Below are 22429 nucleotides of genomic sequence, written 5' to 3'. Positions count from 1 at the left end.
TAGGCGGCGCGATGATCGCATCGCCCCTCACCCTGCCGAATGACGGCGTTCGGCGCGCGGCATCGCTGGACCGGGCGCATGAAACACTGATGCGCGGGGCTGCCTATCTCGACCGTCACGTCGCGCCACGGTGCGATGCCGGCGTCCACGCGCCCTTCATCGGCAACGCGCTCGGCGAGCTCGATCGCTTCCTGAACGTGCTGGTGGATGAGGTCGCCGACTGGATCGGCGCGCCGGTCAGGCCCAAGCAGCGAAACACCGCCAATAAACTGTCGGCGCTGCACCGTGTCACCGGCGCTGCGGTCCATCGCCGTACGGGTCACGCGCGACTCTCGGCGATCGGCCGCTCGCGTGAATTCTTGAAACATGCCGGGGGCCGCGATGCCACGGCCGCGGGCCGGATGCCGAAGGCGATCCTACCGCTGTCGTCGGCGGAGATGACGGCGATCTGCCGCCTCTACAGCGACACCGCCCGCGATCTCCACGCGACGGCGCTGGCGTTACGCCCCCGCTGACTGCGTCAGGCCTCTGCCGATTCCTCGGCCATTTCGGACACCGGCTCGGCGGAGGTCTTCGAACCTTCGCGCTGGGCGCGCATGATCTGCGTACGCTCGGCGCGGACCGCCATCTGTTCCCACGTGCTCGCCGCACGGTCGCAGCGGTCCTTGACGTTCTGGAGCGTCGCGGCCTCCGAGTTGGAGCGCTCTACGGTCGCGCGGTTGCGATAGAAGGCTGCATCGTCGGACATGATATTCCTTCCGCCATCGGGCAGGATCGTCTGGGAAGATCGGGCGACGACGCGCCGTAGTGCGCCGTCGCCCGAGCGGACTCAGTCCGCCGGCTGCAGGTTCACTGCTGCCATCTTGCCGCGGCGATCCTCTTCCATTTCGAAGTGGACGCGCTGGTTGTCGCGCAGCGTCACCATGCCGGCGCGCTCCACGGCACTGATGTGCACGAACGCGTCCTTGCCGCCCTCATCGGGGGTGATGAAGCCATACCCCTTGTCGGCGTTGAAGAACTTGACGGTTCCGGTAGTCATGACAGGCATTCCTTCTTTCGTGTCCGTCGCTCCCCGTGTGGGAACGCCGGCGCCAGGGCAGCAGGGAAAGAAGGAAGAGGGTGCCGCAAAGCGCCGAAGACCGTCGATATGCGACTATAGCGACTCCTATATGCGCCTCGTACGCCGCAATCGCAAGGTGACGCCCCGGTAAGGGCAGGCATGCGCCTCTACGCAGCCTCGCGCATCCATCCCCGCGCGCGCCGCTGCGCGATGTCCGGCGCCGCCCGGTACCGCTCCAGCCGCTCCGGAAGTATCCCGCCGATGACGTCGGTCCAGCGCCCCGGCAAAGGCTCGGCCGGAGCAAGCCGCGCCGGATCATCCATATTGGCGTAATAGCCGAACCACTCCGCCTCCAGATGGAACACGTCCGGCTCGGCATCCGGGAAATGCCGGTCGACCAGCCCCAGCAGGCACGGTCGCGCGCGTGCGAACTTCGTTCGGTCGCGGGGGTCGAGGTCCATACCCCAGAACGCGCCCGGCGCGGCGCGGATCAGCACATCGCCGGTCAGCATCGCCAGATCGCCCATAAAGGACAGCACGATCGCATCACCCGCGCGGTCCGACGTCTCCCATGCCTCCCGACGCGCCAGTTCCGGTCGATACAGCGCGGGCAGTTCCGCCAGCATCACGGGATGCAGCCGCCGAACGAAGCCCGCCGCGTCGGTATAGGCCTCATCCAGCACTAGCCCCAGATCGCGCAGCACCGGACGCAGGATATCGATGCGCACCGGCACGGCGTCGCGATACGCCTGCAGGTTCTCCCGTGCCTCGGACGGGGTCAGCAGCGGCGCATCCCCGTCGCCAAGCTTCAGCACCGTTCCACGATGGGGCGACGACCACGCGGGATAGCCGGCCAAGCTCTTCTTCAGGCGCGACTCGCCTTCGCGCTTACGACCGAGACCGAACATTGTGCGGAGACTAGAACCAGCCCTTCACCCAGTCGACCGCCTTTTCGCCGACACCGCTGCCGACGATACCACCGATCGCCGCACCGGCAAGGCCGCCGACCACGGTACCGACCGGCCCGCCCAACGATCCGATCGCGGCCCCGGCCTGAGCGCCGCCCCATGCGCCGGCGGCTCCACCAACCAGGCTGCCTGCCGCTCGCTGACTATTGTCGCCGAACGTTCCGCCATCGGCCTTGATCGCGCTGCCGATCTGCACCGCGTCGATCACCACGCCGACCGGCCGGGCCACCTTGCCGACACCCTCCGCGACCGCGCCGATCCTGCGGATACCGGCATTCTCCAAGATTCGCTCACCGTCCTTGGCGACCTGGGCCAGATTGCCTTTCGGGCCGCGGCTCCCTGCCGCGGAGCCGAGCTTCGACTCGACATCGACACGCACATTGTCTTCGGGTCGTGCGCCCGCTCGGATGGCGGTCACATCGACATGACGTTCGCCCATCGAAGTCTGCCGGACGATGGTGCCGTCCGCTTCGTTCGCGACCTGGCTATAGCGCGGATCGGTCCGCAACTGGTCCGCGATCGCATCGCGCGCCGCATGGCCGTTGAAGGTTTTGGACGCGGAGGTGTTGATGGTCGTGCCGTTCACCGGTCGCGGCGCTACCGCGAAATCGTGACGGATACCGGCCTTGTCCATCGCCCGTTCCAGCGGGCCGGAAAAGCCGGACCGGCCGGTCACCGGGCTGGTGGTGGAACGCCACTGAACCTCCAGCAGCGGGTTGTCGCGCAACACCCGGCGGCCCGCCACATCGGGAGCCATCCCCGCGCCATACGCCGAATAGGTGGGATCTTGATCGTCCTCGCGCTTTGCTGGCGCGGGCGGCGTCCGCATCGCTTGGGCGACATCGACAGTCAGGCGGGACACGTCGCCGACGCTCAGCTGCGCCTCGATGCCGGCGTAGGCCGACGATGCCGTTTCCGGCGACGTCCGCGCCACATCGGCGACCCACTGCGCCAGCTTGGGGGTGTCGACCGATCCCGTCCTGGGATCGGTTGCCTGCGCCACCACCGATCGCGCATCCGTAGGCGGCGGTGGGGGTGGTGCGGCCTGGGTGGCGACCCGTACGCCGCCGTCGATGGCAAGGCTCATGATGGCTTCCGATCGGCTGTGTTCGACCGAAGTACCATACGCCAGGCCACCTGCGGTCGGGGCTAGTCGATCCGACTAGCCCCGCCGGCGCCACCGCCAGCGTCGGAACAGCCCCCGCTTCGAAAACACCTCGAACATCTCGTCCGGTCCTTCCGGATCGAGCACCTCGTTATCGGCCAGCCAGGTCTCGACGGCGGTCAGGTCGGGCACCTCGTACGGGACCAGCGTCTTGCGCCCCTGCCCTTCCCGCACCCGCAAAGCCTCGATCGTCGCGATCAGCGATCCGTGCTCCGCGACGGCCGCCGCGACCTGCTCGACCGGCAGGCCGAGATGCTCGGCCAGCAGTCCGTCGCGGATCGCGACGATGCACGCACGCTGCCCCTCGTCGGTCGGCGCGATCGACAGGTCGCACTCCGTGTCCAGCCGCAGCGAGCGGTTGTTGATGTTCGACGACCCCAGCCTCAGCACTTCGCCGTCGGCGATCAGGATCTTCGCGTGGCAATAGATCGGCGTGCCGCCCGCGGTGTGGGGGTGATACATGCGCAGCCGTCCATGCCGGTCGCGCCGCCGCAGCGCCTCCATCAGCCGCGCCCGCGCCGTATCCATCGCCAGTGGCTCCAGCCAGCCCTGCGCCGTCACCGGGTTGATGATGACGATTTCCGGCGGCTCCGCTTCGTCAAGCCGCCGTGCGATCGCCTCGGCGATCTTGCGCGACGCGAAATACTGGCTCTCGATATACAGCGTGTGGCGGGCGGCCGCGATCTGCGACAGGAACAGCGCCTCGCTTTCGTACACCGGCTGCTGGTCGTCCATCTCGGGGAAGGTGCGCGCGATGCCGACCTCGATGTTCTCGAAATCGATCGGCAGCCCGTCCGGCCAGCATGGCCCGGACGGCTCGGGCTCGGGCAACAGCGCCATGTCGCCGCCCGCGGCCCGCCACCGCTCGCGGAACAGCACGCCAAGTGCTCCCGCGATCGGCCCCTGCACCGCACTGATCGCGTCGTGCCAAGGCTTGTAGGGCTGGCCGCCGGGGCGATGCCGCAGCGGCTGGTCGTCGAGATGCTCGCGCGTGTCCCAACGTTCCGCGGTCATGTCGATGCCCCCGCAAAAGGCGAGGCAGTCGTCGATGATGACGATCTTCTGGTGATGCGACGCCGCGGTCGGGTGGTGCCCGTCCAGCTTGGTATGGATGCGCGGGTGCCGCATCCAGCGCAGCACCGTGAAGAACGTCGATCCCCGGAACAGCGATTTGATCGCACCGGTATCCCAGCGCAGCACGAACACCTCCAGCGCCGGGTTCGCCTCGACCAGATCGTGGACGAACCGGCCCAGCGGGCGCGGTTGCGAAACGGTGTTGTCGAGCACGATGCGCGCATCGAAGTCCCAGCCGATCAGCAGGATACGCCGCTTCGCGGAAAGCATCGCACGCCGCGCGACCCGGAAATATTCGTCGGCGTCGATGATGACCGCCATCTTGTCGGCGTGCTCGACCCGCCAGAACTCGTCGCCGGTCCGCATTCCCGTTCATTCCCCCGCATACACGCGTCACGCGCGCCGCCGCTCTACGCATGGCGGTGCCTACTGTCTCCGGCTCCCGCGACCGGGCCGTTCGGGCTTCGTCAGATTTCCTCCACCGGCGCCTCGGGGCCGTTCTTCAGGATGGAGGCGATCGCATTGCGCGCGGCGGCCTTGCTCGAATAGCCCTCCGTCCAGAAGATGACTTCGCTGTTGTGCTTGAAGCGCGCGATATACTCGCCGGCCTTGTTCTGCTCGATCGTGAACTTGTGGGCCACGGCATCGTCTCCTGACGTCAGCCCGCTGCGAAGCGGGCGGGGGCATAGCGCGCCGGATCGACGCCCGGCACCGCGGGATCATGCCCCAGCAGCAACGCCGCCGCCAGTGCCGCCGCCGCGGGCGCGGTCTGGATACCGAAGCCGCCCTGTCCCGCACACCAGAAAAAGCCCGGTTCGGCAAAGCCATAGACCGGCAGCCGGTCGGGCGCGAAGCTGCGCAGCCCCGCCCAGCGCCGCTCGACCGCGTCGACGTGCCAGTCGACCGCACCCTGGAACCGGTCGATCGCCAGCGCCACGTCATACTCTTCCGGCGCGGCGTCGCAGGGGTCGGTCGGCGTCTCGTCGTGCGGTGACAGCCACAGCCGCCCGCCCGCCTCCGGCTTGAAGTAGAAGCGCCCGGCGATGTCCGCGATATGCGGCAGGCCCGCCGGAGGTGGCGGCGAGGTCCGCAACTGCGCGACGGTCCGGCGATAGGCCCGGATACCAAGCGGGCGCGCCCCGGACCGCTCCGCGACGACATCCGCCCACGCACCCGCGGCGTTGACCAGCATGGTCGCGGCGAACGTCCCGGCTCGGGTGTCGATCGTCCAGCGGCCACCGGCCCGCGTTGCAACCTCCAGCCCGGCATCGACCACCAGCGTCGCGCCCCCGCGCCGCGCCCGCGACAGGCAGTCGGCATGGACCCCGGCTACGTCGATATACGCACAGCTCGGTTCCATCACGCCCAGCGTCCAGTCGGCGCGCAGGCCGGGGATCAGGCTCGCCGGATCGACGCGGTGCAGTTCGACATCGCTGTGCGCAAACTCCTCCAGGAACGCATCCACCGCGCCGTCGTCCTCGGCCCGTCCGATGTGGAGCGATCCAAGCGGTTGCAGGAAGGGTGCGAGACCCTCCGCAGACGCGGTGGTCAGCGGCTGGATCAGCGGCCCGCCATAGGTTTCCGACCAGAACGCCGCCGATCGCCCGGTGGCGTGGCGACCGGGCATGTCCTCCGCCTCCAACAGCAGCACGCGGGCGTGCGGGGCCAGTTCCGCGGCCAGACTCGCGCCGGCGATCCCCGCGCCGACGATCGCGATGTCGTACGTCATCGGCGCGGCACCTCAGCATCGAGGAAGCCGTCGATCGCGGCCAGCGCGCGCAGTCGCACGGGGTCGGCCTCGCGCAGGATCTCGTGCGCCGACTCGGTTCCGAACCGCACCACCTCGACGTTCGGCAGCGTCGCCGCGACGCGCAACGCGGCCGGGGCATCGACCAATTGATCCGCCTCGGCGACCAGCATCTGCACCGGCGTCGTCACGCCGCTCAACCGCGGATCGTCGCGCAGGGCGGCGGTGGCGGCGAACGCCTGCACGATCCAGCCCCAGCTCGGCGGTCCGAGTCGCAACGCCGGATCACGGTCGAACCACGCCTGCTCGTCCCGAAACCGCGTGAGGTCGTGCGTCAGGCGACGCTGACGATCGCGGATCGCCCGCGGCGTCGTCCCGTGCCGCCACGCCGCCCGCCGCACATCGCCCCGCGACGCCAGCAGCCGCGCGACTCCGCCACCGATCCACGCCCCCAGCGGGTTGCGCAGCCCCAGCATCGGCGCGACGAGCACCACCGCATCCGGCGCGATCGCGGCCTCCACCAGCGCTTGCAGCGCCACGAACCCGCCCATCGAATGGCAGACCAGCACGTGCGGCCCCTCACCCTCCGCCGTCCAGTCGCGCCAGAACGCGGCGAGGTCGGCCACCAATGTCGCGAAATTGTCGAGGTGGCCGATATCGCCCTCCGCCAACCGACCCGAACCACCCTGTCCGCGCCAGTCGAACGCCGTCGTCGCCCAGCCACGATCGTGGAAATGCTCCAGCGTCTCCAGATATTTCTCGATCATGTCGGCGCGCCCCGCCTGCAACAGCAGCCGCCCGCGTCCGAGTCCCGGTCGATCGTAGCGTCGGTGCGCCCAGCCATCGGCCGCATGCCATACACTGCGCACCGAGTCGGTGGGCCAGTCCTGCAACGTTGCGGTGGTCGAGGGCGGGTTAACGATCACCGGGCCCGGTTACGGTTTCCTAAGCCCTGCCGTCTAGGACGGATGCTGTGATGCTATGGGATTTCGTCCGGATCGGGCTGGCGTTCGTCGCCGGCGGCCTGCTGTTGTCGGCGGGGATCGAGGATGCTCGCACGCGCGAGATCGCGGACTGGAAAAGTATCGCGCTGTGCGCACTCGCCCCACTCTGGTGGTGGGCCAACGCCGCGACCTTCTGGCCGGGAGCGGCGGTCCAGATCGCCGCCGCCGCGATCCTGTTCGCGATCTTCGCGGCCGCCTTCCACTTCGGCATGATGGGCGGCGGCGACGTGAAATTGATTTCGGCGCTGACGCTGTGGCTGCCTCTCCCCGAGCTGGTGGGGATGTTGGTCGTCATGTCGCTGGTTGGCGGCGGCGTGACGGGGGCGATGCTGGTTCACCGGCGATTCGCACGCTCCGACCGGCCGATCGAGGTGCCGTACGGCGTCGCGATCGCCGCCGCAGGCATACTGGCGTTCAGGGAACCCATCCTTAACCATTTTGCCTGATGCTTAACGCCTGAAGAACCGGATTAAGTCGCGAAAGGCGCGGGATACGCAACATGGACAGTCGTAAACTCATCCTGCTGGTCGGCGCGCTGTTCGTCGCCGGTCTGACCGCATTCCTCGCCCGATCGATGATGCAGGGCAGCGCCGCGCCGGTCGCGATGGCCGCGCCCGCCGTCGTGATCGACGGACCGGAGGTGCTGGTCGCCACCCGCTCGCTGCCGGTCGGCACGATCCTCGACGCGACCGCGCTGAAGTATCAGCCCTGGCCCAAGGAACTGGTCGACGGCGCCTATTACCTGCGCTCGCAAAGCGACCTGAAGGCGTTGCAGGGCACCGTCGTCCGCAACGCGATCACCGCCGGTCAGCCGGTCACGCAGGGCGCTCTCGTGAAGCCGGGCGACCGGGGCTTCCTCGCCGCCGCGCTCGGACCCGGCATGCGCGCCGTCACCGTGCCGGTTTCCGCGCAGGCCGCCGTCGCCGGCTTCGTCTTCCCGGGCGACCGCATCGACCTCGTGCTGACGCAGACCGTCGCCGGTGGTGGCGACGGACCGCCGCTGAAGGTGTCGGAGACGATCATCCGCAACATGCGCGTGCTGGCGACCGACCAGCGCACCGACAATGTCGTGGGCGAGGACGGCAAGACCAAGGTCAGCACGTTCAGCAACGTCACCGTCGAAGCGACGCCCAAGATCGCGGAGCAGATCGCGGTGGCGCAGACGCTGGGTACGCTATCGCTGTCGCTGCGCAGCCTGGCTGACAATTCCACCGAACTCGAAGAGGCGATCGCATCGGGGGCCGTCACGGTGCCCAACGGCGATCCCAAGGCCGAGAAGGCGATGATGATGCAGCTGGCGACCCAGCCGGTGTCCGGCAACTCCAGCTTCGCCACCGGCGCCGACGTGTCGCGGTTCCAGCGGCGCAGCGTCCCCGGCAAGTCGGATCAGGGCGCGGGCGCATCGTCGATGAGCGCCGCCAACCCTGCCACGCCGGCCGGCAATTTCCCGGGCTCCGCGCCCGCAGTCGCCCAGGGGCCGGTCGTTCGGATCGCCCGTGGCAGCAACGTGACGGCCGTGCCCGTCGGGGGTAAGTGAGATGCGCGTTTCCACGATGACTCTGACGGGGGCGCTCGCCATCGCCCTCGCCGGCCCTGCCGCCATCGCCGTTGCCGGCCCCGCCGCCCTCGGCGCACCGGCTCCCGCGCGCGGCAAGCCGAACGCCCGCCCGGCGGTGGTTCGGCCGGCTGCTCCTGTATCGATGCCCGCCGCAATCGTGTCGGTGAACACCGGTCGCGGCCAGTTGGTCCGCCTCGCCCAGCCGATGACCGACCTGTTCATCGCGGACGACGGGATCGCCGACGTTCAGGTCCGCTCCCCGACGCAGCTCTACATCTTCGGCAAGAAGACCGGCGAGACGACGATCTCCGCCACGTCGAAGAGCGGCGCCGTCGTCTATGCCGCGACCGTCCGGGTCGGCACGAACCTGAATTCGGTCGGACAGATGCTGTCGCTGGCGATGCCGGAGGCGCAGATCACCGCCACGCCGATGAACGGCATGGTGCTGCTGACCGGCACCGTCGCCGCGCCGGACGATGCCGCCGAAGCCGAACGACTGGTGCAGGCGTTCGTCGGGGACTCCACGAAAGTGCTGTCGCGCCTGAAGACCGCGACGCCGCTACAGGTGAACCTGCAAGTGCGCTTCGCGGAAGTCAGCCGCAGCTTCATCAAGAACGTCGGTGTCCGCCTCAACACCAGCGACCGCGCCGGCAGCGGCTTCCTGTTCGGGTCGAACTCCGGCAATGCCGGCACGATCACCTACGACGCGGCCACGGGTGGGAAGACGTCGACCTATTCGGTCGGCACCCAGCGCAGCACGCTGGGCATCGCGGGCCGCCTGTTCGGCACCGACATCCTGTCGGCGATCGATCTGGGCGAGACGATCGGTCAGGTGACCACCCTGGCCAATCCGAACCTGACTGCGCTGTCGGGGGAGACGGGTACGTTCCTGGCCGGTGGCGAGGTTCCCATCCCGATCGCGCAGGCGCTGGGCACGATATCGGTCGAGTACAAGCAATACGGCGTCAGCCTGTCCTACACGCCGATCGTGTTGTCCGACGGGCGCATCTCGCTGCGTGTCCGTCCGGAGGTGTCGCAACTCGACTATTCCAACGCGATCACGATGAACGGCACGCGCGTTCCCGGACTGACCAGCCGTCGCGCGGAGACGACGGTGGAACTCGGTTCCGGACAGAGCGTGATGATCGGCGGACTGCTCCAGAACAGCCACAACAACTCGATCGAAAAGACGCCGTTCCTCGGCGACCTGCCGATCCTCGGTTCGCTGTTCCGGTCTAACGCCTTCCAGCGGAACGAGACCGAACTGGTCATCATCATCACGCCGTATCTGGTGAAGCCGGTGAACTCCTCATCGGACATCGCGCTGCCGACCGACGGCTACCGCGCGCCGACCGATGCCGGCCGCATTCTCGGCGGACAGCTCAGCGCACCCTATCTGCCGGGTACCCCGATCGACCGGCGTCCGGTGCCGACGATGGCACCCCAGACCGACGCCGCACCCGCGATCGGCGCCACCGCAACGGTTCCCGCCGTCCCGGTCCCGCAAGGGCCGGTTGGCGAAGACCGCGAGCGCGCCCTCCCCGCGTCGTCGAAGAAGGGCAGCTCCGTAATGCCCGGCTTCTCCCGCTGATGCGCGCCGAAGGAACCATGATGAAGCAGCCTGTTCTTCTGTCCGCCCTCGTCCTCGCTCCGGCCCTCCTGTTGGGCGCGTGCATGGGCAGCGATGCCCAGCGCCGGGGAATGGAATCGATCCATCAGCCCGTCGTGCAGCGGTCCGACTATCTGCTGGACCTTCAGTTGGCAGGCGACCGTCTCGCCAGTGGCGAGTCGCAGCGTCTGACGGGCTGGCTCGACGGTCTGCGGGTCGGCTACGGCGATCATGTCGGGCTGGACGATCAGGGCCGCTCGTCGGCGATGGTCCGCGGCCAGGTGTCGGGCACGCTCGCTGCGCGCGGGATGCTGATCTCGGACGAGATGCCGGTCACCGCCGCGCCGATCGCTCCCGGCACGGTGCGCGTCGTCGTCAGCCGCATGAAGGCGACGGTTCCGGGCTGCCCCGACTGGGAGCATCGGCTGGACACCACGTTCGAAGCCGCCACCTCGCCCAATTACGGCTGCGCCATGAACCGTAATCTGGCCGCGATGGTCGCCCGGCCGGAGGATCTGATCCGCGGCGCGGGTACCGGCGACACCGATCCCACGACCAGTTCGCGCGCGATCAACAGCTATCGCAAGGCAGCGCCCACGGGCGGCGGCGGCACCACGGTGAAGTCGGAAGGAAAGTAAGATGAACGCTCCCTGGAAGCCCACCGGCGTGGGCACGCGCGATCCCTTCTTCGCCTATGTCTGCGACGACACGACCGCCGACTCGCTGCGGCCGATCGTCAGCGAACTGGGCTGGTCGGTGGAGAAAATCCACAAGGGCGGGCTGCGCAACGCGATCCAGTCGCTGTCGGTCTCCGCCAGCCCGCAGATCCTGTTCGTCGATCTCGCCGAATCGGGCGATCCGCTCAACGACATCAACGCTCTCGCCGAGGTATGCGAACCCGGTACGGTCGTCATCGCCGCGGGTCAGGTCAACGACGTGCGGCTGTACCGCGACCTGATCGCCAGCGGGATCCAGGATTACCTGCTGAAGCCGCTGCATCCGGACATGATGCGCGACGCGTTCAGCCACGCCCAGGCGATGCTCAACGCACCCAAGCCCGTCGATGCGGTCGTCGACCGGCCGCATTATTCGGTCGGCATCGTCGGTGCGCGCGGCGGCGTCGGCGCGTCGATGGTCGCGACCTCGATCGCTTGGCTGCTCGCGGAAAAGGAGGGGCGCACCACGGCGCTGCTCGACCTCGACGTGCATTTCGGCACCGGCGCGCTCAGCCTTGATCTGGAACCGGGCCGCGGCCTGACGGATGCGATCGACAATCCCAGCCGGATCGACGGGCTGTTCATCGAGCGCGCCATGGTGAAGGCGTCGGAGAAGCTGGCGGTGCTGTCCGCCGAAGCGCCGATCAACCAGCCGCTGATGACGGACGGCGCGGCCTTCTTCCAGTTGCAGGAGGAGATGCGCTCGGCGTTCGAATGCACTGTGGTCGACCTGCCGCGCGGCATGCTGGTCCAGCATCCGCACCTCGTCAGCGACATGCAGGTGATCGTCATCGTCACCGATCTGACGCTGGCGGCGGCGCGCGACACGATCCGGCTGCTTTCGTGGTTCAAGACCAACGCCCCGAACACCTCGGTCACCGTGCTCGCCAACCGCGTCGCGGGGACCGGCCAGCCGGAGATCACGCGCAAGGACTTCGAAACCTCGATCGAGCGCAAGATCGATTATCTCGTGCCCCTCGACATGAAGCTCGCCGCACAGGCCGCCAAGCTGGGCAAGCCGGTCGCCGAAGCGGGCAAGAATTCGAAGACCGTCACGCCGATCGGCGATCTGGTCCGCGCGATCACCGCGATCGTGCCCGATGACGTCAAGGATGCGGGCAAGGGCAAGAAGGGCAAGGGCGACAAGCCGGCCGGCGGATCGTCGCTGCTGGGCGGGCTCAAGGGCCTGATGACCAAGCGCGCGGCGAAGGCGAAGTAAGCCGGCAACGGCGGAAGGGCGCGTCATGGACATGATGCCACTAATCATCGTCACGGTCGGCGGTGCCTTGATCCTGGGGATGATCGCGCTGGCGTTTGCCGGCCCCTCGCCTCAACGTGCGCAGGCGCGCCGCATCGGTGCGCTGCGCGAACGGCACGGCGACTCCGCCGTCGCCGTCGACGCGAAACTGCGCCGCATCACGAACTCGCGCGACACCAGGATGGATGTCGCGGTCGGCCGCCTGCTCCCCAACCGCGCCGCCCTCGCCAAACGGCTGGCGATGACGGGCAAGGACTGGACGGTCGGCAATTACGGCATGGCGACCGCCGGCGTCACCGGTGTCGTCGCGCTGCTGCTGCTGCTGAAGGGCGCACCCCTGCTGCTCGCGCTGTTGCTGGGGCTGGCGATGGGTGCGGGCATCCCGCATTTCGTGGTCGGCAAAGTCATCAAACGCCGCATCGCCAAGTTCACGTCCAAGTTCCCCGACGCGATCGAACTGCTCGTTCGCGGCCTCCGCTCCGGCCTGCCGATCAGCGAGACGATGGGGGTCGTGGGCGCCGAGGTCGACGGCCCCGTCGGCGAGGAATTCCGTGCGATCGCCGACAAGATGAAGATCGGGCGGACGATGGACGCGGCGATGCAGGACACCGCCGATCGCCTCGGCACCCCCGAATTCCAGTTCTTCGTCATCACGATCGCCATCCAGCGCGAAACCGGTGGCAATCTGGCGGAGACGCTCGCGAACCTGGCGGAGGTGCTGCGCAAGCGCAGCCAGATGAAGTTGAAGATCCGGGCGATGTCGTCCGAATCCAAGGCGTCCGCCTACATCATCGGGTCGCTGCCGTTCGTCGTCTTCGGCCTGATCTGGACGATCAACGATACGTACATGCAGAACTTCTTCGTCGATCAGCGGCTGATCGTGGCGGGGCTCGGCGGCATGATCTGGATGAGCATCGGCGCCTTCATCATGGCCAAGATGATCAATTTCGAGATTTAGGACAGCGATGATGACCCCAGCTCATGGCCCAACGCTGCTCGGCATCGACGTCCTGTGGGTCGCGACGTTGCTGTCCGGCGTCGCCGCCTTCGCGGTCATGGTCGCGATCTACGCCGCGACCAGCGTCAAGGATCCGATGGCGAAGCGCGTCAAGGCGCTGAACGATCGGCGCGAGCAGTTGAAGGCGGGCATCACCGCCTCGACGAAGCGCCGCGCAAAGCTGGTCCAGCGCAACGACACCGCCGACCGCATGAAGACGATGCTGTCGTCGATGAAGGTGTTGCAGGACAGCCAGGTCAAGGCGGCGCAACGCAAGCTGTTGCAGGCGGGCATCCGGTCCAAGGAATGGGCGGTCGCGGTCATCTTCGGCCGCATGGTCCTGCCGATCGTGTTCGGCGGCATGGCGGTCTTCTGGGTATACGGCACCGACGGTTTCGCAGACTGGTCGCCGTTGAAGAAATACGGGCTGGTCGCGGTGACCTTCATCCTGTCGTACAAGGCACCCGACATCTTCCTGACCAACAAGATCAAGAAGCGCACCGACCTCATCCGCAAGGGGCTGCCCGACGCGCTCGACCTGCTGGTGATCTGCGCAGAGGCTGGCCTGACCGTCGATGCAGCGTTCCACCGCGTGGCGCGCGAACTGGGCCGCGCCTATCCCGAACTGGGCGAGGAATTCACGCTCACCGCGATCGAACTCGGCTTCCTGACCGATCGACGTCAGGCGTTCGAGAACCTGGCGATGCGCGTCGATCTGGACGCGGTGAAGGGCGTCACCACGACGATGGTCCAGACCGAGAAATACGGCACGCCCCTGGCATCGGCGCTTCGCGTCCTGTCCGCGGAGTTCCGCAACGAACGCATGATGCGCGCCGAGGAAAAGGCGGCACGGCTGCCGGCGATCATGACGGTGCCGCTGATCCTGTTCATCCTGCCCGTACTGTTCGTCGTCATCCTTGGGCCGGCCGCCTGTTCGATCAAGGACGCGCTGATGACCGGCTGACGCCGGCCATCATAGCCTGACGCCTCACGTTACCCGGGGCCAACCGTCACCCCGGCGAACGCTGGGGTCTTTCTGAGGAGAGAACCGGTGCTCCTCACCACGAGCCCCCCTTCACTACAGTGACGTGAAGGGGGGCGGTGGTCACTGAAACCTCGGTTTTGTTTGCGCCATCCTATCCAGAGATGCTGTCAGCGTAACGCGAGCTGCTCCCCACCGGATGCCTATCGGGCTATGAAGATGGCAGCCCCGCTCTCGCCACCCGCCGGAACGATCTCACCTGCAACGAACAGGTATCGGATGCCTGGATCAGTCCGTGCCTTGCTTTCGTGCGCCATCGATCATCTTCTGCGCGATCGTGCGTACGCCGGCGTCGTTCTTGGTGGCGTCACTGGCAGGATCGCCCAGATGGTCGAGGCTGTTCTCGAGAAAATCGAGCAGTCCGGGGTGTTGCGCCTCGACATACTCCATCACCTTGAACAGCAGGTGCTCGGTCGCGATTTCGCGTTGACGGGTCTGCACGGCGTCGGCGTCGTTCATCATTCTCTCCTGACTGGAGACGCCATAACGCGCCATCGACGCGTGGGTCCCGGCCGCCGTGCAACCCGGTGCGTGCGATCATCGCGGCGACGACGCTTCGCGGATGCGACCAACGCGGGCTCCGCATCGTTATCCGCCTATGGACAACGACCCCCTCGCCGCCGCGCTCGAACATGCCCAGGCATTCGCGCGATCCTACAGCCCCGGCGATCTGATCGACGAGGACAGCGGCTTCACAGTAGACAACCTTCTTGCGCTGATCGCGGCGGCAACGCCGCCGACGCCGGAAGACAAGATCGCCGACGAGCTGGGCGATCTTGCCTGACCGGAACGCGTGACTGCGCCCGCCATGATCACGCGTCCCCGCGACTTCCTTTGATCGACATCATAGCGAAAGCCCATTTGCTTGGGTGGCGTTGTCTCCCCTGCCGCGTTGTAACGATCGGAGAACTGCCATGAACCAGCCCGTATATGATGAGCCGTCCGATGTAGATGCCGTCGACGGCGTGGTACTCGTCAGCGGACCGGGCGGGGTGGTAGCCTCGTTTACGCCGGATGCCGCAGCCGACACCTCCGATCGGCTGCTTCAGGCGGCGGCGCAGGCGGAGGGCCAAACGATCGAGATGCGGTCGAAGTCTGGCCGCTGACGACGCGCAGGCCAACGGCCGGATTGCAAGAAAGCCGCCGACCATCATGCGTGGTCGGCGGCTTCGCGTATCCGGGACGACGGAGTCGGTCAGGCGAAGCTGACGGTCGTCCTGACCGAGCGACGACGGCGCAGGGCGCCACCCGTTGCACCGACGCCTGCGATCATCAGCGCCCAGGACGCGGGCTCGGGCACGGCCCCTGCGGACAGAACGACATTGTCGAGGGCGAACTGTGCAAACTCGGGGCCGCCCGTGATCGTCAGGGACGAGAGATTGACGAAGTCGTTAAGGGCGAAGGTAGAGAATGTTTCAGCCGCCTGCGGGTCGGCGAAGATCGTGGCGGTGATGACGGCGCCAGCCTTCACCCCGGTCACCGTGAGGGTCAGGGGATTGCCCGACCCGGTAAACGTCTGCGCCGCATCGAGCGAGATCAACGAAAACAGCCCCCCGTTCACGCCGAAGAACGACACGCTGGTTTCGTTCAAGCCGTAATAGGCTGTCGTGCCATTTGAAGGACAGCTTGGATTGCACATGCCGAGGTGTTTCGAGGGATCGTTCAGCAGATACATCCCGAAGATGCTTGTAGGGACGATCTGCACCTGAAAGCCGTCTTCATTGAACTTGTACTTTTGGGATCCGAAACCATCGAGGGCTTGTGTATTGAAGTCGATCGTTGCTGCCTGAACACTTGTCGCTGAGAAAGCGGCCGCAATGGCCAGCATTGAAAATCGTATCATCGGCGATCCTTTTTGCGCGATTGATGGACTTGCTGGTTGCAGCTCTGACGTCCTGCGGCGTTCTTGTGCACCATGCTGTTTCGACTGGATCGTCCAACGCCAACGCTTCTGCGAGGACGGTCGAAACATGCGGCTAGGCTGCGGCGCTATAGCTCGCGGCAATGCTCCGCCGTGTCAATATGGTTAATAACTATCTATTATTGCATCGATTTTAGTGTTTCGCGGGGAGCAATGGATCGTTAACCTCCACCCTCTTCCGGGAAGCGCGGATCATCCGCGACGGCTCGTCGCGATCGCCCTGTTCGCATCGTATTCGCTGTTCGCTCGGAGCTCGCGAGCCGTCCGGTTCGCGGAGACTGCACTGGCGCCATCGACGTCCCGCAAGATCCGCGCGCGCCGACCCACTGCCGCGTCAAGGCTCTGGCCTTCGCCGATGAAGGCTCACGGAACGCCCGCGACACGCGGCGCGCCCGGCGGGACGCCGTCCTGACCTCGCGCGCAGCGTTTACGGCTCGCCCGATCAGCGCGACGCTTGAGCCGCCGGCCCCTGCAACCCCGGCGGCGGCGTGGCCTTCGCGTCCGGGTCGACGCCTCTCCGCTCGTCGAGCGAACGCATGATCGGCGTCACCGTCAGCCCGTGCAGCAGGATGGACAGCAGCACTACCAGCCCGACGATTCCCCACAGGCGTTCCGGATCGGCCACGTCCATATGGTTGATGCCGTACGCCAGATAGTAGATCGACCCGACGCCGCGGATGCCGAAGAACGCCAGCGTCATCTTCTCACCCCGATCCGCGTGGTGGCCGAGCAGGCCCAGCCAGCCCGTGACCGGCCGAACCACCAGAAGGATGAGGAGCGCGACGCCTGCATCCGTCCACGTCACGGGTGCCAGCAGACCGCTGACCAGCGCTCCGCCGAACAGGATCAGCAGCACCATCATCGCAAGCCGTTCGATCTGCTCGGTGATCGCATGCATGTCCGCCTGGAAGTCGTGCTCGCGGTGCGTATGACGGACTGTCAGCGCGGTGACGAAAACCGCCAGGAACCCGTACACGTGCACGATCTCGGTCAGGCCGTACGACACGAAGGTTGCCGACAGGGCGATCAAACCGTCGCCCGTCCGCGCCAGTTTCGTCTTCGCCGGGATGTGGAACGTCAGCCAGCCGAATATCCTTCCGACGATCCAGCCTCCGGCGATCCCGCCGACGATCTCCCACAGCACCCGGTATGTCAGCCACTCGGTCAGCCACGGCTTGCCGGCGGGTACTGCGACCGCCAGCAGGATAGCGAGATGCACGAACGGGAAGGCTGCGCCGTCATTCAGCCCGGCCTCCGAGGTCAGCCCGAAGCGCACCTCGTCCTCGTCCCCCGTTTTCGGGGGGCCGACCTGCACGTCGGCGGCCAGGACGGGGTCGGTCGGGGCGAGGCTGGCGGCGATCAGCAACGCCACCGCCCACGGCAGGCCAAGTGCCCACCCCGTCAGGAGAGTGATCGCCAGAATACCCAGCGGCATCGTGATCGCGATCAGTCGCCAGGTGATCGACCAGCGTCGCCAGCCGAACACGCGATCGATCTTCAGGCCTGCGCCCATCAGCGCGATGATGACGACGAACTCGGCAAACCGCTCAGTCACATCCGGGTAGCGCATCGGTAGCGGACGCAGCGTGACCTGCGGCAACAGGAACAGGCCCGCACCGATGCCGATGCACACGATCGGCAGTGACAGCGGCAGGCGCTTCAACGCCAGTGGCAGCCACGCCACCAGCGCGATCAGCAGACCGGCACCGGTCATGACGAGAATATAGGGATCGGGAAAAACGCTGGCTGGCATGACGGCTCAACGACTGCGTTCCGCAGACGGCCCCATCGGTCACCTAAACCGCGGTGCCACCCAGCGGCTAGCCTTCGTCGAAGGCAGCCAGATCCATGAAGTTCCTGGCGGCATCCCGGTCAGCGGGATCGGCGAACGCCACGTCGAGATCGGGCGCGGCATCCAGCATGTAGAGCAGGGCCCACAAGGCGAACCGCCGCGATCGGCCTCGCTCCAGTCCGAGATCGACGCGCATGTGCTCGATTCCCGCCGCCAACGCCTCGCGGGGCACGGCGGCCAGATCGTCCGTGCCGAAATAGCGGCGCACCTGATCGTCCAAATCCATGTCGATGTGTACCGTCCGATCGGGGTTCGCCGTAGGCCAAAAATAAGGGGTCGGGTTTTCGAAGCCGCAATCATATAGGATCTACGTTCACACAGCCCGCCCCCGCGCTTCACCGTGCGGATCGGAAGCGCCGTCTGCCCGCGGGCGCTTCAGGATCGTGGCCCTATCGGAGGATCGAAGTGTCTATCATCCTGCTGCTCGGACTGGCGCTGCTGAGTCCCTTTCAGGCGTCCGCGCGACATGCGATCGAGCAGGGGAGTGGCGCGTCGCCCGCACTGTACGAGGAACGACCGGATCTCCCCGACCATGTCGTCTACAGACCCCGCGACCTGACCGCCGTCAAACCCGCGTCGCTGGGCATCTACGTCTTCGGAAATGGCGGGTGCAGCGCGGACGGAACGAGCTCACGTAATCATCTGCGAGGCCCTGTCAGGACTTTAGCGGGCGGCAACAGTGAGATGGCGCTCCAGGCTGAAGTGGTTGTGGACGTTGGCATGTACCGAGGCGAACTTCTGCAGCATCTTCATCTGCCTGAACCGGAGCATCGCACGTTCTCGCCGTCGGAACGGCAGGTGTGAGTTCTCCGGCCGGTTGTTGGTTCAGCGGCCAATCTCCTGCTTCTCGGCGGCGCCGAGGTCGTTCATGGCTGCACGGTAGGAGCGCAGGCCGTCGGTGGTGATCGCCTCTGGTGAGCCGTGGCGCTTCAGCGCCTTCTTCATGAAGGTGAGCGCTGCCGCCTTGTCCCGGCTCTTGGTGACGTAGCTCTCCAGCACCTCGCCCTCATGATCTACGGCTCGCCACAGGTAGACCATCTCGCCGTTAAGCTTCACGTACATCTCGTCCAAGTGCCAGCGCCAGTGGCGGAAGCCACGCATGTGCCCAGACCATTGCGACCGAGACGCCTCGTTCAAGACCAGTGAGCCGGCAACACACATTGAAACCGATGATCTCGACGCCGTGGCCCATTTCGGGGCAGAGGTGAACGATCCGTAGTTTACGATGGTCAATCGCTGAGATCCTCTGTATTCTCTAATCTTTCGGGGAGAATCATATGTCCAAGCTTATCAACAGAATGCTGCTCGCCGCTGTTGCGGTGGTTGCCGCTCCAAGCAGTGCCTATGCCGCAGATGCCTTCACCAGCTTCAACGGCACCCAGGGTGCCGGTGGCTTCTTCTATGGCGAGACTTCGAATCCGAACGTCGGCTTCCAGGGCTTCACGGCCAACACGAACTGCTTCATCAGCGGTTCGACCTGTCTCCAGCGCGCCGCGAACGGCGACGTCCCCGGCTTCACGAAGTCGACCACGCCGTCGTTCCAGTACGGCACCGTCAATGTACCGGCTGATCGCCTGTTGATTCATCCGGCTCAGGACGGTTCTATTCTGACTGCACTGTATCGTACGCCGACCGCCGGCAGCTACAACATCCGCGGCACGTACACGATCCAGGACATCAATCCGACCGGTGTGAACGTCGGCTTCGTCGCCGCCCCGGGTGGCGCGGTGTCGAACACGGCGCTGGGCCAGATCGGTGCTGGCAACACCTCGGGCTCGTTCTTCACGACGTTGTTCCTGAATGCCGGCGACCTGGTCGGCTTCACGTTTGACAATGCCGGTAACTACTCCAACGATTCGGTCGGGTTTAACTTCACCGTCGTGTCTTCCGTGCCTGAGCCGGCCAGCTGGGCGATGATGATCGCCGGTGTCGGCATCGCCGGCGGCGCTCTCCGTCGTCGTCGCTCGGTGAAGACGACCGTCAGCTTCGCCTAACAGGCTTCACCCTCCCGGGTGATAGGAAGCCGCTGATCGCATCGGGTGATCGGCGGCTTTTCAGTGTTTGCGGTAGGGCCGGCCGGACGGCGCAAAGTGTTGCACAAGGTATACACGGGGTGCTGTGCGTCCGACGATACGAAGCGCTCAACCAACCGGACCTCACCGACGATGTACTCTCGCCGAGGTGAAGATCGGCCCAACTGCTTGTCGCAATGTCGCGCGACCGAGCAGAGAATCCCGCTGGCCTATGCGGTGGGTCCCAGTTGTCACCCATGCCGTAACGGAAGGGCCAAGCATCAGGCCCAGAAAAGGACTCAACTGGTCGAGCTAGTACTAAAAGACCAGTGTCAGAAGCCTGAACCTAAGATAGGCACCTGGTCAGCGCCTGCCCTGACGGCTCGGTGCCAAGGGGGAAAATTATGAAGACGATCAAAATGCTCGCGCTTGCCGGTGCCTGTGCGGTTGCGATGGCTGCTCCCGCAACGGCTGATACGATCACCTACGATCTTACGGGCAGCTTTACCGGCGTCAACGGCGGCCCGTTCCGGGACGTCAGCGCGGTTTTCACGGGTATCGGTAACACCGACGACGCGTTCTCCTTTGGAGACAACGTCACTGTCGTTCCGCTGTCGTCCTTCACTGCCCTTGCTGGTGGACTGACCTACACCTTCACAACTCCAATCAGCTACTTCGTCAATCGCCAGTTCAACCTCTCGGGCTTCATCAGCAGCAACATCGAGCGCGGCTTTATCCGGTTCAACAGCACGTCCGGCGCGGGTTTCGCGAATTATGATGGCACTTCGAACCTAGCTCCGACGGCGCTGGACTTTTACACCGACGGAGCCACCTCCGCTTTCGCGACCGATCGCGGCGACGTGCTTGTCACCAGCGCCTCGAACCTCGTGCTCACGGCTTCGACCGCCGGCGCAGTTCCTGAGCCGGCCACTTGGGCCATGATGATCGGTGGTATGGGCGTAGTTGGTGGCGCGATGCGCCGTCGTCGCTCGGTCAGCACCAAGGTAAGCTTCGCCTGATCAGTTTCCCGAAGAGGGGATGAGGAGCCGCTGGCCGGAAGGCTGGCGGCTTCGCTGTCTGCAGGAGCCGTCGACTTCTTCAGTCGATGCCTTCGATCGCCATACGGATTTCGTCGGTCGGCGTCCTGTCCGTCGGTAAGGCCGCGCTAGCGTGACGTTGCCGCAGTTCGCTTGGTGAGGATCCGAAAGCCTTGCGAAAACTGCGCAGCAGCGCGGCCTGATCGCGGAAGCCATAGCGCGCGGCCAGCTCGACCAGCGTGCTCGTATTCAGCGGATTGCTCATGGCGCGGTGGGCGGCACGCAGGCGGCGCATCCGATCATAGGCCAGAAGGCCGCCCTCTCGCTCGAATAGCCGATACACCACCGACCGTGAGATACCGAGCGCCGCTGTGATGCCGGCAACGGACAAGGTTCCAGGCGGCTGCGCGGCGACATAGGCTTTGGCCGAGGCCAGCAACGATATGCGATCGATACGCCCGCTGGCTCCTGCGCGTACCATGGCAGCAGCGGCAAGATCGCGCAGGATCGTCGCATAGAGCGGTGCGCTGCTTGCAGCCGCGGCCGGGAAGAAGCGGATCATCTCCATCGCGATGTCGCGCAGCAAGGTCAGTTCGGGAACCGGAGCAAGTGGGCCCTGAAAGGCAACCGGGCCGACGGCTTCCTCTAGAAAATCGCGCGAGAAGTACAAGATCAAACAACGCATACGGTCGGAGGTCGCGGTGCTAGGCTGCCCATAATCGCGCAGGAAGGCGACGGGCGCTTTGAGTTGAATCGTCTTTCCTTCTGTCTCGAAGGTGATGCCGCCTTCAAGGAGCAGAACCAGCTGCAGGTAGTCGGACTCGACCGCGTTGACGAGCGCGCGATCCCTGACTGCGATAAATGGATCGACCTCGGTCAGCGTGATTTGCAAACCACCGAGATTCCAGAGGTCGCCGCGCGCAAGGAATGGTCCCGGCACACGCTGATGTAATCGAGCACCACGCGAGTGTGCGGCCCAATAGGCGAACTGCTCGGCCTCGGGCACGTTAGATGTGTCCATCGCAATCATCGGGATCGTACCGCGAGTGTCGCTGTGCATTGCAGATCCACAGAAGTTTGCTCTTGGCAGGCTCTGTCTTGCAGGAGGCGCGCGCGCAAGCCGGTGTTTTCAGATTGCAGCTACGATGGCGAGCCCCGGCTTCGAGCGGCCTGAACAAGGTCAGCATGCACAGAATCCCAGCCGGCTAGGCCCGGCGTCCCAAATGGCAGCATTGCCCCCCGAAACCGACCTTCTACGGAATGGCCCCTGTTGCGAAACTGCGCCGGTTGGATATTCGCACTGAGCGCACTGGTTGGGGCGTTCATCGAATTACCGCGGCGAGAACAAGATCATTGGTGTCGGATTTGACCGGTAATCGCTGCGCAGGTCGATAGAAGTACAGTGACGT

Annotated in this window: 25 protein-coding genes and 1 pseudogene; 12 read left to right on the top strand and 14 right to left on the bottom strand. The window is 65.9% G+C overall.

The annotated features are described in order from the left end of the window. Positions 1-11 precede the first annotated feature (11 nt). Entirely contained in the window at positions 12-515 is a 504-nt protein-coding gene (locus AC0CH8_RS17935; protein WP_465241048.1) for a hypothetical protein, read from the top strand. A gap of 5 nt (positions 516-520) precedes the next feature. On the opposite strand, the gene AC0CH8_RS17930 is transcribed toward AC0CH8_RS17935, so the two are convergent. From AC0CH8_RS17930 to AC0CH8_RS17895, 8 genes are all read right to left on the bottom strand, one after another. Next, positions 521-748: a hypothetical protein gene (locus AC0CH8_RS17930; RefSeq protein ID WP_204199699.1), complete on the bottom strand. Its 228-nt coding sequence runs from the start codon at positions 746-748 to the stop codon at positions 521-523. Between the two features lie 81 nt (positions 749-829). Next, on the bottom strand, positions 830-1039 hold the full coding sequence (locus AC0CH8_RS17925) for a cold-shock protein (protein ID WP_204199700.1): 210 nt from the start codon (positions 1037-1039) through the stop codon (positions 830-832). 188 nt (positions 1040-1227) lie between these two features. Then, complete coding sequence (locus AC0CH8_RS17920; protein WP_465241047.1) at positions 1228-1968, bottom strand: hypothetical protein; 741 nt, start codon at positions 1966-1968, stop codon at positions 1228-1230. A 10-nt stretch (positions 1969-1978) separates the two neighbouring features. Continuing rightward, positions 1979-3115, bottom strand: a complete 1137-nt coding sequence (locus AC0CH8_RS17915; protein WP_465241046.1) for a hypothetical protein — start codon at positions 3113-3115, stop codon at positions 1979-1981. 75 nt (positions 3116-3190) lie between these two features. Continuing rightward, positions 3191-4633: a phospholipase D-like domain-containing protein gene (locus AC0CH8_RS17910; RefSeq protein ID WP_465241045.1), complete on the bottom strand. Its 1443-nt coding sequence runs from the start codon at positions 4631-4633 to the stop codon at positions 3191-3193. 101 nt (positions 4634-4734) lie between these two features. Continuing rightward, complete coding sequence (locus AC0CH8_RS17905; protein WP_204199703.1) at positions 4735-4908, bottom strand: YegP family protein; 174 nt, start codon at positions 4906-4908, stop codon at positions 4735-4737. 17 nt (positions 4909-4925) lie between these two features. Beyond that, the gene (locus AC0CH8_RS17900; RefSeq protein WP_465241044.1) at positions 4926-5996 is read right to left on the bottom strand and encodes an NAD(P)/FAD-dependent oxidoreductase; all 1071 of its coding nucleotides are present in this window, start codon (positions 5994-5996) and stop codon (positions 4926-4928) included. After that, positions 5993-6940 carry an alpha/beta fold hydrolase gene (locus AC0CH8_RS17895; protein ID WP_465241043.1) on the bottom strand — a complete coding sequence of 316 codons (948 nt, stop codon included), beginning with the start codon at positions 6938-6940 and terminating at the stop codon, positions 5993-5995. The genes AC0CH8_RS17900 and AC0CH8_RS17895 overlap by 4 nt, the downstream gene beginning before the upstream one ends. Before the next feature lie 50 nt (positions 6941-6990). Between AC0CH8_RS17895 and AC0CH8_RS17890 the strand changes: the two genes are divergently transcribed. The 7 genes from AC0CH8_RS17890 to AC0CH8_RS17860 are packed head-to-tail and all read left to right on the top strand — an operon-like array spanning position 6991 to position 14120. Further along, positions 6991-7464, top strand: coding sequence for an A24 family peptidase (locus tag AC0CH8_RS17890; RefSeq protein ID WP_465241061.1), 474 nt, complete (start codon positions 6991-6993; stop codon positions 7462-7464). A gap of 53 nt (positions 7465-7517) precedes the next feature. Next, positions 7518-8555 carry a Flp pilus assembly protein CpaB gene (gene cpaB / locus AC0CH8_RS17885; RefSeq protein ID WP_204199707.1) on the top strand — a complete coding sequence of 346 codons (1038 nt, stop codon included), beginning with the start codon at positions 7518-7520 and terminating at the stop codon, positions 8553-8555. 1 nt (position 8556) lies between these two features. Further along, positions 8557-10167, top strand: coding sequence for a type II and III secretion system protein family protein (locus AC0CH8_RS17880; protein WP_465241042.1), 1611 nt, complete (start codon positions 8557-8559; stop codon positions 10165-10167). Beyond that, a complete protein-coding gene (locus AC0CH8_RS17875) occupies positions 10167-10823 on the top strand; it encodes a CpaD family pilus assembly protein (protein WP_465241041.1) in 657 nt (218 codons plus the stop codon). The genes AC0CH8_RS17880 and AC0CH8_RS17875 overlap by 1 nt, the downstream gene beginning before the upstream one ends. A gap of 1 nt (position 10824) precedes the next feature. Next, positions 10825-12120 carry an AAA family ATPase gene (locus AC0CH8_RS17870; RefSeq protein ID WP_465241040.1) on the top strand — a complete coding sequence of 432 codons (1296 nt, stop codon included), beginning with the start codon at positions 10825-10827 and terminating at the stop codon, positions 12118-12120. A gap of 25 nt (positions 12121-12145) precedes the next feature. Further along, positions 12146-13117, top strand: a complete 972-nt coding sequence (locus tag AC0CH8_RS17865) for a type II secretion system F family protein (protein ID WP_465241039.1) — start codon at positions 12146-12148, stop codon at positions 13115-13117. A 10-nt stretch (positions 13118-13127) separates the two neighbouring features. Continuing rightward, a complete protein-coding gene (locus AC0CH8_RS17860) occupies positions 13128-14120 on the top strand; it encodes a type II secretion system F family protein (RefSeq protein ID WP_239474857.1) in 993 nt (330 codons plus the stop codon). 306 nt (positions 14121-14426) lie between these two features. Here AC0CH8_RS17860 and AC0CH8_RS17855 read toward each other — a convergent pair whose 3' ends face one another. After that, positions 14427-14657, bottom strand: coding sequence for a hypothetical protein (locus AC0CH8_RS17855; protein ID WP_211534557.1), 231 nt, complete (start codon positions 14655-14657; stop codon positions 14427-14429). A gap of 139 nt (positions 14658-14796) precedes the next feature. On the opposite strand from AC0CH8_RS17855, the gene AC0CH8_RS17850 reads away from it, so the two are divergent. Together AC0CH8_RS17850 and AC0CH8_RS17845 are read left to right on the top strand one after the other, a co-directional pair. Further along, a complete protein-coding gene (locus AC0CH8_RS17850) occupies positions 14797-14982 on the top strand; it encodes a hypothetical protein (RefSeq protein WP_465241038.1) in 186 nt (61 codons plus the stop codon). A 130-nt stretch (positions 14983-15112) separates the two neighbouring features. Continuing rightward, positions 15113-15304 (top strand): hypothetical protein, encoded by a 192-nt coding sequence (locus AC0CH8_RS17845; RefSeq protein WP_465241037.1) that lies wholly within the window; start codon positions 15113-15115, stop codon positions 15302-15304. 89 nt (positions 15305-15393) lie between these two features. Here the strand turns inward: AC0CH8_RS17845 and AC0CH8_RS17840 are convergent, their stop codons facing one another. The 4 genes and pseudogenes from AC0CH8_RS17840 to AC0CH8_RS17825 form a co-directional block, all read right to left on the bottom strand. Beyond that, positions 15394-16026, bottom strand: coding sequence for an NF038120 family PEP-CTERM protein (locus tag AC0CH8_RS17840; RefSeq protein ID WP_465241036.1), 633 nt, complete (start codon positions 16024-16026; stop codon positions 15394-15396). Positions 16027-16561: 535 nt separating this feature from the next. Then, positions 16562-17833 carry a cation:proton antiporter gene (locus AC0CH8_RS17835; RefSeq protein WP_465241035.1) on the bottom strand — a complete coding sequence of 424 codons (1272 nt, stop codon included), beginning with the start codon at positions 17831-17833 and terminating at the stop codon, positions 16562-16564. A gap of 106 nt (positions 17834-17939) precedes the next feature. Beyond that, positions 17940-18197, bottom strand: coding sequence for a hypothetical protein (locus AC0CH8_RS17830; RefSeq protein WP_465241034.1), 258 nt, complete (start codon positions 18195-18197; stop codon positions 17940-17942). Positions 18198-18652: 455 nt separating this feature from the next. Next, positions 18653-19078: pseudogene (locus tag AC0CH8_RS17825) on the bottom strand (IS6 family transposase); the annotation flags it as partial. Positions 19079-19248: 170 nt separating this feature from the next. Here AC0CH8_RS17825 and AC0CH8_RS17820 point away from each other — a divergent pair. Next, a complete protein-coding gene (locus tag AC0CH8_RS17820; RefSeq protein WP_465241033.1) occupies positions 19249-19965 on the top strand; it encodes a PEPxxWA-CTERM sorting domain-containing protein in 717 nt (238 codons plus the stop codon). A 422-nt stretch (positions 19966-20387) separates the two neighbouring features. Beyond that, positions 20388-21002 (top strand): PEPxxWA-CTERM sorting domain-containing protein, encoded by a 615-nt coding sequence (locus AC0CH8_RS17815; protein ID WP_465241032.1) that lies wholly within the window; start codon positions 20388-20390, stop codon positions 21000-21002. Positions 21003-21081: 79 nt separating this feature from the next. On the opposite strand, the gene AC0CH8_RS17810 is transcribed toward AC0CH8_RS17815, so the two are convergent. Continuing rightward, the gene (locus tag AC0CH8_RS17810) at positions 21082-22080 is read right to left on the bottom strand and encodes a helix-turn-helix transcriptional regulator (protein WP_465241031.1); all 999 of its coding nucleotides are present in this window, start codon (positions 22078-22080) and stop codon (positions 21082-21084) included. Positions 22081-22429: the final 349 nt, after the last annotated feature.

It is taken from the genome of Sphingomonas sp. AC435, assembly GCF_979253005.1.
The sequence above is the reverse complement of the archived record's forward strand: the minus strand, read 5'-3'. Positions and strand labels throughout refer to the sequence as shown.

What these genes read in the sequence shown, in the direction of transcription:
- AC0CH8_RS17835 (WP_465241035.1), bottom strand. Translation starts at nt 17,833, where the DNA reads ATGACCGGTGCCGGTCTGCTGATCGCGCTGGTGGCGTGGCTGCCACTG.
- AC0CH8_RS17900 (WP_465241044.1), bottom strand. Translation starts at nt 5,996, where the DNA reads ATGACGTACGACATCGCGATCGTCGGCGCGGGGATCGCCGGCGCGAGT.
- AC0CH8_RS17875 (WP_465241041.1), top strand. Translation starts at nt 10,167, where the DNA reads ATGCGCGCCGAAGGAACCATGATGAAGCAGCCTGTTCTTCTGTCCGCC.
- AC0CH8_RS17840 (WP_465241036.1), bottom strand. Translation starts at nt 16,026, where the DNA reads ATGCTGGCCATTGCGGCCGCTTTCTCAGCGACAAGTGTTCAGGCAGCA.
- AC0CH8_RS17880 (WP_465241042.1), top strand. Translation starts at nt 8,557, where the DNA reads ATGCGCGTTTCCACGATGACTCTGACGGGGGCGCTCGCCATCGCCCTC.
- AC0CH8_RS17925 (WP_204199700.1), bottom strand. Translation starts at nt 1,039, where the DNA reads ATGACTACCGGAACCGTCAAGTTCTTCAACGCCGACAAGGGGTATGGC.
- AC0CH8_RS17865 (WP_465241039.1), top strand. Translation starts at nt 12,146, where the DNA reads ATGGACATGATGCCACTAATCATCGTCACGGTCGGCGGTGCCTTGATC.
- AC0CH8_RS17855 (WP_211534557.1), bottom strand. Translation starts at nt 14,657, where the DNA reads ATGAACGACGCCGACGCCGTGCAGACCCGTCAACGCGAAATCGCGACC.
- AC0CH8_RS17815 (WP_465241032.1), top strand. Translation starts at nt 20,388, where the DNA reads ATGAAGACGATCAAAATGCTCGCGCTTGCCGGTGCCTGTGCGGTTGCG.
- AC0CH8_RS17810 (WP_465241031.1), bottom strand. Translation starts at nt 22,080, where the DNA reads ATGCACAGCGACACTCGCGGTACGATCCCGATGATTGCGATGGACACA.
- AC0CH8_RS17870 (WP_465241040.1), top strand. Translation starts at nt 10,825, where the DNA reads ATGAACGCTCCCTGGAAGCCCACCGGCGTGGGCACGCGCGATCCCTTC.
- AC0CH8_RS17935 (WP_465241048.1), top strand. Translation starts at nt 12, where the DNA reads ATGATCGCATCGCCCCTCACCCTGCCGAATGACGGCGTTCGGCGCGCG.
- AC0CH8_RS17915 (WP_465241046.1), bottom strand. Translation starts at nt 3,115, where the DNA reads ATGAGCCTTGCCATCGACGGCGGCGTACGGGTCGCCACCCAGGCCGCA.
- AC0CH8_RS17860 (WP_239474857.1), top strand. Translation starts at nt 13,128, where the DNA reads ATGACCCCAGCTCATGGCCCAACGCTGCTCGGCATCGACGTCCTGTGG.
- cpaB (WP_204199707.1), top strand. Translation starts at nt 7,518, where the DNA reads ATGGACAGTCGTAAACTCATCCTGCTGGTCGGCGCGCTGTTCGTCGCC.
- AC0CH8_RS17850 (WP_465241038.1), top strand. Translation starts at nt 14,797, where the DNA reads ATGGACAACGACCCCCTCGCCGCCGCGCTCGAACATGCCCAGGCATTC.
- AC0CH8_RS17910 (WP_465241045.1), bottom strand. Translation starts at nt 4,633, where the DNA reads ATGCGGACCGGCGACGAGTTCTGGCGGGTCGAGCACGCCGACAAGATG.
- AC0CH8_RS17820 (WP_465241033.1), top strand. Translation starts at nt 19,249, where the DNA reads ATGTCCAAGCTTATCAACAGAATGCTGCTCGCCGCTGTTGCGGTGGTT.
- AC0CH8_RS17890 (WP_465241061.1), top strand. Translation starts at nt 6,991, where the DNA reads ATGCTATGGGATTTCGTCCGGATCGGGCTGGCGTTCGTCGCCGGCGGC.
- AC0CH8_RS17830 (WP_465241034.1), bottom strand. Translation starts at nt 18,197, where the DNA reads ATGGATTTGGACGATCAGGTGCGCCGCTATTTCGGCACGGACGATCTG.
- AC0CH8_RS17920 (WP_465241047.1), bottom strand. Translation starts at nt 1,968, where the DNA reads ATGTTCGGTCTCGGTCGTAAGCGCGAAGGCGAGTCGCGCCTGAAGAAG.
- AC0CH8_RS17930 (WP_204199699.1), bottom strand. Translation starts at nt 748, where the DNA reads ATGTCCGACGATGCAGCCTTCTATCGCAACCGCGCGACCGTAGAGCGC.
- AC0CH8_RS17845 (WP_465241037.1), top strand. Translation starts at nt 15,113, where the DNA reads ATGAACCAGCCCGTATATGATGAGCCGTCCGATGTAGATGCCGTCGAC.